Origin of the sequence: Legionella sp. D16C41, assembly GCF_048541585.1 — a bacterium.
Taxonomy (GTDB): domain Bacteria; phylum Pseudomonadota; class Gammaproteobacteria; order Legionellales; family Legionellaceae; genus Legionella_C.
Genome location: NZ_CP183304.1, coordinates 112,214 through 126,363 on the forward strand (window position 1 = coordinate 112,214; position 14,150 = coordinate 126,363).

A 14,150-nucleotide genomic window follows, 5' to 3' on the forward strand; every position below is an offset into this window, starting at 1 on the left:
GTATTCAATTAATCATTAACTATATCGATAAAACTGGGAAATGGATAATGACAAAGGATAAAACATTTACGCCAACTTAAGCTATGTCAAAAGCTGCAGAAAAAGGTTTACAGTTTCGTGAACAGTTTAAGCGTGGTGGGACTCGCATTGGCGTTACACGAGCACATCAATTAAAAAATCAAGAACAGTTAAGTTACGATGTAGTACAACGCATGTTACGTTATTTTAAACGACATGAAATAGATAAAGAAGCAAAAGATTTTGGTAATGATGATAATCCGTCTGCAGGATACATTGCTTGGCTTTTATGGGGTGGTGATCCAGGGTATGAATGGTCAAAAAAGAAATTACAAGCAGAAAAAGATTAGCGCTTAAACAAAACTATTTTATTAAAAAAGCTTGCCTTTAACTGATAAATTAAGAGGTGAATATGAGTAAACTTAAAGAAGGGGATAAAGTAACTTGGAATTCTCCTCAAGGGAAAACCAGCGGAACTGTTGAAAAAAAACTAACCAAAGACACCAAATTAGGTAATAAAACATATAGAGCATCTAAGGATAATCCTAAGGTAAAAGTCAAAAGCAATAAATCCGGCAAGGAAGCAATTCATAAAGAAGACAGTGTTAAGAAAAAGTAAATAACTTTTCATTAAAGTTAAGCAACAAATAGTTAAAATAACTATAAAAAAGTATAAGATTAGCTAAAAACTATCTATTGATATAAACTAGCAAACTCATAGCGTTGTAATTGTGACAAAACAAAAAACGAGTTTGAAATGCTAAGACTTATGCTTACATATAAGTATTGGTTAAATTGGTCAACAATAAGTAAGTCGCCGTTAAGAATTCCTGCATCTTTCATCGAATCACATTGTGCTCTTACTATAAATGTTGCGGCAGGACGTTTGATTAGGTACTCATTCAAATCAAACATTAATATGAGATAATCCTTAGCTGGTGAAGGAAATCCTTTAGCGACTTTGCTGCAATAAAGCGGGAAGTGCTGAGCAGATGTAATGCTAATATTATTAAATTTAGTAATAATGTGTATTAGTTCCGATGTAATCTGACACCATCTAGGATTGGAAGGAACTAAGTCGACTTTTTCATCTATACTACCTAAATTGTTCATTTTTGATTTGTTCACTTGTTAAGTAATTTATTTATGCACTGTCTTAGAAATAAAAACACCGATTATATAGAAGCTATCTCTACTTCCTTATCAACAAGCATAGCCTTGATGCAGGCTTTCAGGGCCGAAACCCGGGTTTCACTTTGTTTCACCCAGGCTACATTTCTAATATTAATTTCTATATTGTACATTAAACTTAGTTATTGCATAAAACGACTATAAGGGTGAAGGATATTAAAAGCGTCCCAAAAACACATTCTAATTGAATAGTTCTATTTCACCATTGGAGGATGATAGGTAAATTCAATTTCATTACCCGATGGATCAAAAATGCTAAACGCTCTAGTCCCTATACCAAATGTTACTGGCAAACTCTGGAGTGCGGCATGATGCGCTTTGCAGTAGTTATACCATTCGTCAACTTGCTCTGGAGTCTCACATGCAAATCCGAAATGCTCTAATCTTTGTTCTGGGTAAAAATCAATTGGGTCTATTTCGTGAAGCGAAATATTATCTTTTCCTGAAGTAAAATAGGCATACTTTTCTGTTTGAAGCTCTAACTTCATACCGAGAATGTTTTGATAAAACGCGATACATTGCTCAAGGTTATTTACTTTTAATGCAATATGTCTTAGTCCAAGGTGCTTTGGATACATTTAGTGATAATTACTATTGGTGAATTAATTTTCTATAGTAGTACATTAATTAAGTTAAATGTACTTAGCATTAGAAAAAGTTGATATAAGGTATTTTTATGAAAGAAAATAACTAAGGTTTAATCAAGTAATATTTTAAACTGCCCCAAAAACACATGTAAAAAATGTCAGCATTAGATCAGTAAGGCCTATATAATTTAGAGGCCTAAGCAATTCTACTTCTAAACTATAATTATTATAGATATGGAAGAGGAGAGGTATTTATGGATTTCGATAAATTTTTGAAAAAAAAGAAAAACCAACTAGTTTAACCATTGGTGCCGATGAAGAAACAGGAAATTATTATTGTCCAGTTAATAATAATCACAATGTAATTCGTGAACAAAGAAGATATATAAAGGCCGGCGAGCAAATTCCCTCTGGTTGGGTTCAATGTGATTGATTTGATTTGAATTAGCTCTGACTGAAGGGTTTAAAAATAATCTATGAGAGTATTGTTTTCAGGTATGTTATTAACCTATAAAAGTTTACTCTTAATATTTATCTAATTAAAAAAATGCCCCAAAAACAAAACTCTTTAATAGTTTAAAAGAGGTTCTTTGTCTCCTACTTTCCACGGCGAATATTTTTTCATCACACTTAGAAAAAGAGGAGATTCTAAAAAAAAATCGAGCCAGGAGATTAGTTGTTTAAATTTTGATTGCATAAACCAATCTTTATCAACCATGCAAAATTGGCGGATAAAAGGAAAAATAGCAATGTCTGCCAGACAAGGTGTGTCAGAAAGTAGAAATTGAGAATTTAATAATTTTGCATTTAATTCATTAATAAAGGTTAAGGACTGCTTTCTATAAAAAAGTGGATCACCAACCTCAGAGTTGTGAGGATATTTGTAACTATCTAAAATAGGCTTAAACTCAACGTCATTTTGTTGAATTAAATTAAGAATTGGTTTTTGCAAATCAGGCTTAAGCCAATTATCACGATCAGATTGTTCAAGTGCCCACAGCATAATATCAAGGCTTTCATCAATAACGCTCCCTAAATCTGTTACTAGTACTGGAACTGTGGCTTTTTCTGATGCCATAATCAACTCTATAGGTTTATTACTGAGCTTTACTTCGCGTATTCCAATTTCTACTTTGGCATATTTAAGTGCCATACGCGCCCGGATTGCATAAGGGCAACGTCTAAAACTATATAAATAGTGCAATACTACACTCTCCAAAAATACATCCTTGCTGTTAGCATCACCTTATTTGGCGGGCGAATAATAAGACGGTTAGTTTTCATCATTTATTTATCTTAGTTCAATTTAAAAGACTATCTAGAATCATGATATGTTCAAATTAAATCCACTTCAATATAAAGAAAATGTTTGTCCCAAAACCTCATTATTTTAGAATCTCTTAATTGAAATTACAAAAATTATGTTATACTACAAATGTAGCAATATAATACATGGGTAAAAAATATGGGTATTCCAATTAGAATTGATGATGAAATTTATGAAGATGCTAAAAAAGTAGCTAAGGCCGAGTGCCGTTCCATACCTGGACAAATTGAATTTTGGGCTAAAGTAGGTAGATGTGCTTTAGATAATCCCGATTTGCCTATTGAATTTGTTAAAGATTTGCTAATAACAAAAAACACCGATCGCTCTCTTGCCGAGCCCTTCAATTTTGATGACGAGTAAATGGAGAATATACGAGTTAGTCAAATGCCTGCATTTAAAAAGGCATTCAAAAAATTGCATAACAATCAAAAGGTAGAAGTTAAAAGAGCAATAAAAGAAATTGTCAGAGACCCACAGCTGGGAACAGCTAAAAAAGGCGATTTATCTGGGGTACATGTCTACAAATTTAAGATTAGCAACCAAGAGTATCTTTTAGCCTATGAGTGGATTCCAGAGGAAAGAATATTGCTAGCCCTAGGAGTTCATGAGAATTTTTATAGAGATTTAAAACGTTAACACCGAGATGTCCTAAAAACTCATATTATTTACTGCACGTAAAATTTTAGACTGATGGATTTTTTTTATTAGACTTATCAGTATGGATATATTGGAAGGTAGTGTCATCCTTTTTACAAGCTAACTTTTAACCGCGTATTTATTCCGCGCCCTATCTAGCGCTCTAAAAAACGTTATTTGACGATTAATAACTTAAATAATCCCATAGTGTCGTTAATATAAGCAGATGGTCTATATTTAATTTATATATTTTTAGTGGCCAGTAGTTATGCAAAATCGATGGGAAGGTCAGGAAAAATTAATTTTCAAAGCAAACACAGTTACGATTGCGCGTTGTAATGCCGAATTTAATACTCAAATTCCTCCTTTAAACCCTCGAGGTATATGCCATTTTTTATGTAAAATTTGGTCTGACTCTATGAAAAATAACTGTATTAACAATTATTTTTCTCAATTTGAACTAATTACAGAACCCAATCTTTTTAGTATGGAAGTTATAAAAATTTTAAAGACACTCCATTCACCTCCTATCGATACCAAAGTGATTTTTTCATATGAAAAGCCTGTGCAACCAATAGCAGATTTTTCTGCACCTGGCTTGAATCGAAAGGACTGTTTAATTCAATTAGAAGAAATCTTTAAAAAAGAAAATACTTTGATCATTTCTATACCAATTCATTCCATAGGTATGCATAAAAATTCCATGAATCAATTCATTGTATTTGATCCCAATGAAAATTTATTGAGTGGATATGAAATGAATATGGGCGGGAAAGTGTATGATACGCTTGAAGAAGCTGTTTCTTATCTTTATAAGTCTTTTAACAAAGCCTTCAATGATAATTTAAATGAATTTTATTTTGAATTCCATTCAACTTATCTAAAACCTGCTGATGATATTGAAAGATTATTCAACGCAATCAAATTTGGTGAAATTGAAGAATTTGTTAATTTGATTAATCAAGACAATGTAGGAGCATTCCATGGCAATCTATCGCTTCTAGAGTTTAGTATCATGTGGGATCATCCAGAGTTTATTCCAATTTTACTCAAATACGGAGTAGATCCTAAAAAAACTAATAGTGAAGGAGAGACTGTTCTTGAACTAGCAGCAAGCGTAACAGGGGACCTGTTTATTAACACAGAATGCTCGATTAATTATTTACTGAGCCAGAATTTCTCTATAGAACAGGTTTCTAAAGCGCTAGTAAAAGCAATCGAGTCAAATAATGTACCCGCTATAAAAGCTTTTGCTAATTATGCGGGCCAACTTGAGAATGTAGAAGATAAACTAACTCTTACAGAAAGTATGGTGATGTTTTGTGATAACAATAATAACGAAATATATTTAAAAGGTTGTCTTTCGCTTGGGATTAATATCTTACTATCGATTGATAATTATGATCTAAGGCTAACAGAAAAGTTAAATGCTGCATGGCTACGCCTTACAACTATCCAAAATTTAGATACAGACTTTATGACAGAATTTTCATTAAGTTTGGTCATAAATTTTCTAAATATGACTTCTGTTAATCCAAATCCAATGGAATTACATTCATTAAAAATTGCTATGAATTTTATTACGCAGGCTATTGCACAAGGACACCCAAATGGATTGCCTTACTTTCGTTCATTTTTGAATAATATTCTTGACCAATGCTCTGATTCAAATACATTAGAATTATGTCGTCAGACATTAGTAACTGTCAGAGGGATGGAAATTATCCCTCATAATAATACCTACCCGGGATTTTTCTCCCTTAAGCCAGAAAGGTATGAGCTATAGTTAGATATAGAAAAACTAGCTGAACAATTGAATGAGAAAATTAGCAAAAAACACACGGGATTGACTCAATAAAATTAATTCAAGATAAGTAGTCTCAAAATAATGCCTAGAAATGAACGAGAAAACTCAAATCTGTTTGTAAAGGCTTCTGCGAACGTGAAAGTAAATTATATTATTTAATTAATATTATTATTTAATTAATATCCATCTTCTGAATTAAAAGCTGGTCAAGAGTTAATTCTAGCTGGAGTTTCCATTTTACATTTAAAGACTTTAAGATAACTAAATTAGTGGATTACAGCTAATTTAACGCTTTGTCCCAAAAACACATATTTTAATTTATTTATTCTATTAAATAGATATTGTTGTCCATTAAGTTTTAAGAAGCCAATTTATAGATGTTTCAGCATTAATAACTTCATATGACTACTAATTTTCGAAATAGTGAACAACTTTGTGCTTAAAGTTGTCTTATAAAAGAATTCTATTTTTACGTCAAAGAAACTGCATTTCAAGAGGCTGACAATATTAATTACTAATATATAATTTGTGATATTAATTTGCTATGACAAATAAAATAAAAAAAGATTTTATTAAAATGGTGTATTGTGTTCGAGGTAGAGATAGGGAAGGGAAGCTCTCCATTCCGCATGATAAGTCTGATTACTGCGATAACCAGACTTAATATTTTACCTCTTACCCTCGCTAGATTTAAATTAAATCGTCAATTAACAATAATTCATTATGTTAGTAGGATTTAACTCGTGCAATATGCAATCCTGAACAAGGTCTTCTCCTTTTTGAGCCAAATCAGGGTTATATTTTAAATTATATTTTTTATAAATAGCATGGATAAAAGCTTCATAATTATTACGATCATTAACATCATCAAACATATAATTAGGATGGCTAGAATGTTCAAGTTCTAAAAGATAAACATCATTTTTACCTTTATCCGCCAATGCTTGAGCAATATTTCTTGTATTTATACAGGTAACTACTGTGTCTTTTTTTGAAGTAATAAAGACAACTGGAACTCCTTCAGGAAATTCTTCAATACTTTTTAAAGGTGATGGTCCTTCTGGATCGTACTGCATCAGGTTATATTTTTTAAAAAAAGAAAAACCTAAAGTGATAGCATTCGAAATTTTTTTTGAAATAAAATCTACTGGAATTGTATTTGCTACCCTTCCAGGTATAACATTTTGTACTGAATCAATCGCGCCCTCTAAGACAACTAGTTTCACTTCAGGATATTTTTCTTTTGCAAAAGCACAGAATGTTGCAGCAGTACCGCGAGAAACACCCCATAAAATGAGTCCATTTGTTTTATCTTTACTAGCAAGCCAGGCATCATATTTTTTTCTATGTGATTGTATATCTGTTTCCTGGCCAATACTCACTTGGGAAAGAATTGGAGCGTGAAATACTACTGACTCTGTTTTTGGGATACTAGTTGTAAAGTGAAACCCATTATACCAATTAGCTCCCCATGTTATAGCGGAACCTATTACTTTAATAGGATTAAGATACGACAAATAAGAATCAAAGGGATTTAAATTAACATCGGCAATTTCAATACCCAAATGCACTTTATAAATCACATTCAGCGGCAAGAGATTATTTCGTCCCGTACACCACATTGTTTCGCCAGTTGTCGCATTAACTTTTTGATTGCCTACATACTTAAGTACTTGAGTTTGAGAAGAACCATTACCTTGAAAAAATAAGGTATCACATAACTCTCCTGAACCCATTTCTGATAACTCTTCTATCCTTTTTCCCTGCATCATTAGTACCTAAAACAAGTAGTTAATTTATATCATAATACTAGAAATATTAAGAATTGAAATTGTCCATTAAGATTATTTTTCATAAATACTTAATCTTTTTTTGCTTGATTAGACGTGCTTAATATTTTTTAAATACTTTAAAATTTATAATTATGAGTTTTTAGGATATTGACGTAGTCAATTAAACCATTTCACACCTCTTTGACTGTTTTTAACCTAAGTAAAGTTCCATACCTTCGTGGGTAGCTTTAAAACCTAGATCTTGGTAAAAATTTATCGCATTTTTGCGTTGTTTATTGGTTGTTAACTGAATAATAGATGCACCATGATTTATCCCATGTTTAATAGCTTCAGATATCATTTTTTTGCCAATTCCTTGACCTCTATATTTATTATGAATACGTACTGCTTCGATTTGCAAACGCGTAGCTCCAGTAAATGTAAGTGATGGCATTAGTAATTGTATGACAGGTACCAACTATCAGTTGTCCTAGTTCTGCTACCATAAGGTATTGATTTGAGTCTTTACTAATTTTAGTAAATGCCTCAAGATATCTAGAATCTAATTCTTGGAATAAAATTTCCCTGTTTTTCCCAAACTTGTCATTAATAAGTAGAGCAACAATATCTCTTAAGTCATTAGCATTAGCTCTCCTAAATTTCAATTTTAAGACGTTCATTTAGCACCTATGAAAATAATTAATAGTATAACCCGCTTAATATCAGCATTGTTTTAGAAGATAAATGAGTAATATTAATTAACTGGTTTTGGAGATTATTCAGCTATGTTCAGAATGAAGTACTTATTAATTCCCTTAATAGTTCTAGTGAATTATTCACTATTTTGTTTGGTTGGAAATTAACGAGCCAATTACGATGTTCATCATTCTGCGCATGAGAGGCGCCCAGAAATCCAATAACCTTCATTTGTGCATTTTTTGCTGCCAATATCCCTAAAGCATGGTCTTCAATTACTAGGCACTGCTCTGCACTTACAGAAAATTTTTTCGCAGCTTCGATAAAAACAAAGGGTTCTGGTTTTCGTTGCGTTTTATCTTCAACTCCAATAATACACTCATCATTAAAATACTTCTTGAGACCGGTTATATTCAACGTATTTTTTATATATTCAAAGTCCCCATTAGACGCAATACATTTTTTTATTTTCTTGCTATCTATAAAATCAAGAACCAATTGAATATCGTGAACGGGTTTTAACAATGTAGAATAATTAGCTTCAGTTTGATTACCAATAATAGAAAGATTCATTTCCATATTAGTTAGCCCGAACTCATTTTTAAGAACTTCTTCTATTGGTTTATCATAATTTGTAGAGAATAACTTCAAGGATTGAGTAATACTCATTGTATATCCAAGAAGTGTCATTTGCTTTATAAAAAACTGATGCCATATGATCTCGCTATCAATTAAGACACCATCATTATCAAAAATAATCAGTTCTATGTTCATATCTATTAAGTATTAATAGATTTCTAAAGCTTGGCAAATATTTTCAATTTTGTTGGCTTGCGATACTTGATTTCATAAGATATGTTTTTGGGACACTCTTATATTATTCACCCTTACAGCCGTCTTATGCCAAAGCTAAGTTTAATTTGCAATATATAAAGTAGTATTAGAAATGTAGCCAGGGTAAAACAAAGTGAAACCCGGGTTGCGGCCCTGCAAGCCTGCACCCAGGCTTCTATCTACGCTTGCTAGATAATCAATATGGCCTCTTTAACCTAATCAAAGAAAGTTATTTTTCCAGTTGCAATATCCTGCATTCCACCAACTATTTTGATTTTATTTTCTTTAGCTAATTTAGACAGTAAGGGGCTTTGAGTTTGGATTTGTTTCATAACTAAGCGAACATTATACTCAGCTATTTTGTTAATAAAATCAGGATTAGAGCAATCTTTTGTCTTTTTATCACGAGTAGCTTGGGTTACTGCAGGTTGAATTTTATTTAACAGACTGGTGAGATGTCCTAATTTAGCATCTTGACAAGCACCACGCATCGCTCCGCAGCTGGTGTGGCCAATAACGGCTATTAGCTTAGCTCCCATTAACTGAGTGCCAAACTCCATACTCCCTAAAATATCATTATTCTGAATATTACCGCCAATGCGGATAGCAAATATATCGCCAATACCTTGATCAAAAACAATCTCGGGGGGTGTCCGAGCATCCATACAATTTAATACTATAGCTATTGGATGTTGCGCAGTAGCGGTTGCATTTGCTTGAGCTAACAAATCACGATTTTTTAATTTTCCATGAATAAAACGATCATTCCCTTCCAATAAGCGCTGCAAAACCTCATCCGGCGTTTTAGCTTCTTGCCTTTCTGCCGTCATGACATTTGTATGCAGAGAGTCTTCAGCAATTGCGGAAAGAGACCACAATCCCATAAGAGATGCCAAGACACTAATTTTCAATCCCTTCTTAATTTTCATCTTATTCCTATTATTTTAGTTAAGCTTGATAAATAATTTTCCTTAGCAATAACGATATAGAAGACTTCTGTCAAGTCAACTTAAAAATGCTTCTTGTTTAAGAAAGTGCGTCTGACATGGTGCTCATAGACTCTGCTACAAAGGAGGCAACTCCTAATTAAATTTTCCTTCTAATATTGATATCAATTAAACGTAAAACAAACTTAAATTGACTTTGCTAACATGGGTTTTTGGAACATTGTGAGCCTTCTTGCTTAAGTAGAAAGACTTCACCATTCAATTCAATCGTATCTCCTGCAACCATTTTCTTTCTTTTTTGTTTTTCTATTTTGCCATTTACCAATACAGTGCCCGCAGCTATCATATCCTTAGCTTCTGCTCCACTAGAGGCGATACCTTCAAATTTAAGAATTTTAAAGAGTTCAACGTGTTCTTTATTAATGAAAACATCTTTCATATTATTTATTACTCCCGTAACAATGAGTTGTCGCAATCTTTATTTTTTAAGTAATCACGATAAAGGGTTTCAATTTTAATTCTTGCCCAGGGTGTTTTGCGTAGGAATTTAAGGCTTGAATTGATGCTAGGGTTCGAATAAAAACAATTAATCTTGACTCTCTCGGCCAAGCCTTCCCAGCCATAACAATTTAACAAACTTTTTAAGATGGCTTCTAGGGTAATGCCATGCAGTGGATCGTTAGAATTTCTGTCCATCAACTATACCTTTTTTGTTTCATATTGGGGCTTTAGTCTAGCTCCCGCTTATCTATACTAATTAAATACTATTCAACCTCGGCTAAATTAACCAGTGCTTTTGTGCTCTATTATACTTTTGTAGCCTGCCGCCCTATAGTCCTTGCAGCTTTTAGTCTCGTAAATATTCATTCTTTAATAAGATTGCTGGCAAATTCAGCCAGCGCACCCTAGTTATAAATTTTTGCTGCTTATTCAAGCGAGTAGTCTGGTCAATTGCTACAATGGCATCGCTTTACGCTGTTGCGAGATAATCCGTGCCAAACTGATCAAGGTAATCTTTATAATTTCCTAGGTAATTTTGAGCGCCATATCGTTCGGTTAAGACTATTACCCGATTTGAGATGCTGTCAATAAAATGTCGATTATGGCTTACGAATAATACAGTGCCGGTAAAATCTTGAATAGATTCTACTAAGGCATCAATTGATTCAAGATCAAGATGATTAGTCGGCTCATCAAGGATTAACACGTTATTTTTTTCTAAAATTAGTTTGGCCATCACTAATCTTGCCGATTCACCACCACTTAACAATCCAATCTTCTTATCTACGTCTGAGCCACGAAATAAAACCTGGCCTAATACTTTTCTTATCTCCTGAGATGTAGCTACAACTTTCTCTTCCATCCACTCTAACACGGTTTGAGTTGGGTCCAACTGCAGGTGATAATCCTGGGAAAAATACCCAGCTTTAATGGTTTCGCTCCATTCAAAATAACCTTGATCTGGTTGAAGTTCACTTAATAAAATTTTTAGTAATGTTGACTTACCGATTCCATTAGGGCCAATAATCGCACATTTGTCACCGCGATTAATATTAAATCCAACCTCTTTTAATACAATTTTTTCATTAAATTGTTTATGAATATTATCAACTTTAATAACCAATTTACCCGAGGGTTTTTTCTGTTGAAAATTAAAATATGGTTTAGAAATATTAGAATCCTTTATCTCAACCAATTCGATGCGATCAATCATTTTTTGACGAGAAGCTGCTTGAGTGGCTTTACTTGCTTTAGCGCCAAATCGATCTACAAAGGCCTGCATTTCTTCAATTTTTTTCTGTTGATTTTTTAATTCACTTTGTTTAAGGATAAGCTGTGCTTCTTTAGCGACAACAAATTGATCATAATCACCATGGTAATTTTGAATAGTATCGTAATCAATATCGAGTATATTGGTTGATACATTGTTGAGAAAATTGCGGTCATGTGAAATGAAAATAAGCAGCCCTGTAAAAGTTGTTTTTAAGAATGATTCAAGCCAAGCTATCGATAAGATATCCAAGTGGTTCGTGGGTTCGTCGAGCAGCATAATATCTGGATTTTGATATAAAACTTGTGCCAGCAAAACGCGAAGCTTATAGCCACCAGATAAGGCACCTAAGGGGCCATTATGGAATTTTTCATTAATGCCTAAACCAAGTAAAATGTTCTTAGCAGTGGACTCTGCTTCATACCCCCCTTCTTGCATGATAATTTCTTCAAGCTCACCCACGCGATAACCATCTTCTTCTGTAAATTGCTCATTAGCATATATTTTATTCTTTTCGGTGAGCGCATCCCATAAACTTGAATTTCCTTGAATTACCACATCCAAAAGCGAATCGGCTTCATATCGAAAGTGATCTTGCTTTAATATACCAACTTTAAGACTCTTCGCCTTTTCAACACTCCCGCTGGTAGAGGATTCTTCACCTGCTAAAATTTTTAAAAATGTAGACTTACCTGTTCCATTTGCACCAACTATACCATAGCGTTTAGTTGGCAATAGGATCAAATCAACATTTTGAAATAGGGATTTTTTTCCAAAATTCATACTGACGCTTCTTACTTCTAACATGTGAAAAACCTTAATCTTGACATTTAACCTTTACATGATTTCAACTTATTTAGCATATTCGTCCTTCAATTAAGCCTATGTAATCTTCCGTTAGAATTTCTGTTTCTTACTATGTGTTTTTGGGACACTGACTAGAGTTACTAAAAATATATTTGTTTTGAAGTTATTCTACAAATAAATCTACTTAGCACAATAATTAGACTTATTGGGTTATGAGCCATATACTAAAGATTATTAAACCAATTTCTTACCATCACTTTCTTATTAAACTTATAAAAAATTTCGGTAATCGATATTAAATTGCTCACCTATTCGTTTCGCAAATTCTTTACCAATGGCACGTCTACCATTTTCCATAGCAGATAAATTAGTCTGGGAAATATTTAGTAATTTAGCAAATTCAATTTGACTCAATCCTTCTCGATGCCTTAACCCTTTTAGCAAAAGTCCAGGCTCACCGTGCGCATCAATAAGTTCGCCAAAAATATCATTGATAGAAAAATTATTTTTGTTTCCTTCTTGAACTTTATATTTCTCAATAACTCCTACTGGTAATGCATAATATTCTCCATGCCAGGTAACCATAGCAATAGCTTCAGTAGGGGGCTTTTTCATGCGTTCCGACATAATACATCTCAATAAGTTTTATTTGTTTATCGACAACTTTCCCAGCAACAAACATAAGTTGGCTTACCTTTCATTAAATGGCAATGGCGTTTATCACCTATCATGCCCTTTAACTTTCCATAATTTTTCCAGCTACCACTTGTGCTTGGGCCACTTTTTTCTATATCCCGAAGCAAAAGAAATAAAGTAGCCTTAGCTGATTTAGGAAGCTTCTCAATTTGTTTGGCAGCTTTATTTGTTATTTTTATTGTCCAATTCATAAAAAAAATTATATATCAAATTATGATATATATCAATATATGATATAACACTATATTATGTGTTTTTGGGGCACTTACTAAAATATATTTTTTTAAACTATTCTACTAATAAGTCTGCTTAGTGTGCTAATCAGATATTAATGAATGTTAATAAAATTAGCTCATAACATGATTATGCATTTTATTTATATATAGGGCCTTATTTAGTATATTTGTAAGGATTAATATAATTTTTAAAATCCTCAATCGAAACCAATCCGTCAAAAAAATTATCTGGCATTTCAGTTGGATCAAATGAATATTCCAAAATATTAGGTTTGCCTACAACCCCACCCATGCTGGGAGGAACACAACCGCCTTGATATGCATAAACAGCCCGATGTCTACCTTCTAAAATTACAATATTGTTATTATGGCGCATTGCCATTGTCATTTCGGATGGAGCATCATTTTTATCTCTGGTGTCATCTGGTTTACCTTCTAAATAACATTTTTCAACTTTAAACCTAATCGTTTCTAATCCTAAGTCTTCTTGTTTATCTTGTTCCGACACAAATATACAATAATCTTCCGTAAATTCTTTAATTTCACAATTTTTAGGTAATTCACCAAAAGTTTCTTTTATTTTACTATCTAGTGTTTGATACATAAAATATCTATTCCCATCCGTTGCTGAAATTACAGATGAGTTATTTGATTGACTATCTAAAAATAATTCTTTCATATCACAATCCTTTTTTTAGATTACAACTTGAACAAATAGTGAAATATTTTATCATACACTAATAGTTTTTGTAAAATTTTAAGAAATTTAAATTATGAATTCTTTAGTGAGGCTAATGTTCCGGCTAGACTGTATTTTAGAAATAG

At 32.7% G+C, this 14,150-nt stretch carries 18 protein-coding genes; 5 read left to right on the forward strand and 13 right to left on the reverse strand.

Annotation, left to right across the window (positions count from 1 at the left end; translation table 11 throughout):
* Positions 1-83 precede the first annotated feature (83 nt).
* Together ACNVED_RS15195 and ACNVED_RS15200 are read left to right on the forward strand one after the other, a co-directional pair.
* Positions 84-368 carry a hypothetical protein gene (locus ACNVED_RS15195; protein ID WP_419421406.1) on the forward strand — a complete coding sequence of 95 codons (285 nt, stop codon included), beginning with the start codon at positions 84-86 and terminating at the stop codon, positions 366-368.
* Between the two features lie 62 nt (positions 369-430).
* Positions 431-637 carry a DUF2945 domain-containing protein gene (locus tag ACNVED_RS15200; RefSeq protein WP_419421214.1) on the forward strand — a complete coding sequence of 69 codons (207 nt, stop codon included), beginning with the start codon at positions 431-433 and terminating at the stop codon, positions 635-637.
* A gap of 74 nt (positions 638-711) precedes the next feature.
* Here ACNVED_RS15200 and ACNVED_RS15205 read toward each other — a convergent pair whose 3' ends face one another.
* The 3 genes from ACNVED_RS15205 to ACNVED_RS15215 form a co-directional block, all read right to left on the reverse strand.
* Positions 712-1,131: a S24 family peptidase gene (locus ACNVED_RS15205; protein WP_419421215.1), complete on the reverse strand. Its 420-nt coding sequence runs from the start codon at positions 1,129-1,131 to the stop codon at positions 712-714.
* A gap of 272 nt (positions 1,132-1,403) precedes the next feature.
* Positions 1,404-1,787, reverse strand: coding sequence for a VOC family protein (locus ACNVED_RS15210; RefSeq protein ID WP_419421216.1), 384 nt, complete (start codon positions 1,785-1,787; stop codon positions 1,404-1,406).
* Between the two features lie 577 nt (positions 1,788-2,364).
* Complete coding sequence (locus tag ACNVED_RS15215; RefSeq protein ID WP_419421217.1) at positions 2,365-3,015, reverse strand: glutathione S-transferase; 651 nt, start codon at positions 3,013-3,015, stop codon at positions 2,365-2,367.
* Between the two features lie 246 nt (positions 3,016-3,261).
* Here ACNVED_RS15215 and ACNVED_RS15220 point away from each other — a divergent pair, with 246 nt between their 5' ends.
* From ACNVED_RS15220 to ACNVED_RS15230, 3 genes are all read left to right on the forward strand, one after another.
* Positions 3,262-3,483: a ParD-like family protein gene (locus tag ACNVED_RS15220; protein ID WP_419421218.1), complete on the forward strand. Its 222-nt coding sequence runs from the start codon at positions 3,262-3,264 to the stop codon at positions 3,481-3,483.
* Positions 3,484-3,759, forward strand: a complete 276-nt coding sequence (locus tag ACNVED_RS15225; protein ID WP_419421219.1) for a type II toxin-antitoxin system RelE/ParE family toxin — start codon at positions 3,484-3,486, stop codon at positions 3,757-3,759. It begins immediately after the preceding gene.
* A 268-nt stretch (positions 3,760-4,027) separates the two neighbouring features.
* Entirely contained in the window at positions 4,028-5,545 is a 1,518-nt protein-coding gene (locus tag ACNVED_RS15230) for a hypothetical protein (RefSeq protein WP_419421220.1), read from the forward strand.
* A 728-nt stretch (positions 5,546-6,273) separates the two neighbouring features.
* Here the strand turns inward: ACNVED_RS15230 and ACNVED_RS15235 are convergent.
* From ACNVED_RS15235 to ACNVED_RS15280, 10 genes are all read right to left on the reverse strand, one after another.
* Positions 6,274-7,338 carry a hypothetical protein gene (locus tag ACNVED_RS15235; RefSeq protein WP_419421221.1) on the reverse strand — a complete coding sequence of 355 codons (1,065 nt, stop codon included), beginning with the start codon at positions 7,336-7,338 and terminating at the stop codon, positions 6,274-6,276.
* A 211-nt stretch (positions 7,339-7,549) separates the two neighbouring features.
* A complete protein-coding gene (locus ACNVED_RS15240) occupies positions 7,550-7,792 on the reverse strand; it encodes a GNAT family N-acetyltransferase (RefSeq protein ID WP_419421222.1) in 243 nt (80 codons plus the stop codon).
* Positions 7,793-8,127: 335 nt separating this feature from the next.
* Entirely contained in the window at positions 8,128-8,808 is a 681-nt protein-coding gene (locus ACNVED_RS15245) for an HAD family hydrolase (protein WP_419421223.1), read from the reverse strand.
* 275 nt (positions 8,809-9,083) lie between these two features.
* A complete protein-coding gene (locus tag ACNVED_RS15250) occupies positions 9,084-9,797 on the reverse strand; it encodes a carbonic anhydrase family protein (RefSeq protein WP_419421224.1) in 714 nt (237 codons plus the stop codon).
* Positions 9,798-10,014: 217 nt separating this feature from the next.
* Positions 10,015-10,254: an RNA-binding S4 domain-containing protein gene (locus ACNVED_RS15255; RefSeq protein ID WP_419421225.1), complete on the reverse strand. Its 240-nt coding sequence runs from the start codon at positions 10,252-10,254 to the stop codon at positions 10,015-10,017.
* An 8-nt stretch (positions 10,255-10,262) separates the two neighbouring features.
* A complete protein-coding gene (locus tag ACNVED_RS15260; RefSeq protein WP_419421226.1) occupies positions 10,263-10,511 on the reverse strand; it encodes a VF530 family DNA-binding protein in 249 nt (82 codons plus the stop codon).
* Positions 10,512-10,785: 274 nt separating this feature from the next.
* Entirely contained in the window at positions 10,786-12,393 is a 1,608-nt protein-coding gene (locus tag ACNVED_RS15265; protein WP_419421227.1) for an ABC-F family ATP-binding cassette domain-containing protein, read from the reverse strand.
* Between the two features lie 270 nt (positions 12,394-12,663).
* Positions 12,664-13,020, reverse strand: a complete 357-nt coding sequence (locus tag ACNVED_RS15270; protein ID WP_419421228.1) for a helix-turn-helix domain-containing protein — start codon at positions 13,018-13,020, stop codon at positions 12,664-12,666.
* 26 nt (positions 13,021-13,046) lie between these two features.
* Positions 13,047-13,280, reverse strand: a complete 234-nt coding sequence (locus ACNVED_RS15275; protein ID WP_419421229.1) for a type II toxin-antitoxin system RelE family toxin — start codon at positions 13,278-13,280, stop codon at positions 13,047-13,049.
* Positions 13,281-13,479: 199 nt separating this feature from the next.
* Entirely contained in the window at positions 13,480-14,004 is a 525-nt protein-coding gene (locus tag ACNVED_RS15280) for a hypothetical protein (protein ID WP_419421230.1), read from the reverse strand.
* Positions 14,005-14,150: the final 146 nt, after the last annotated feature.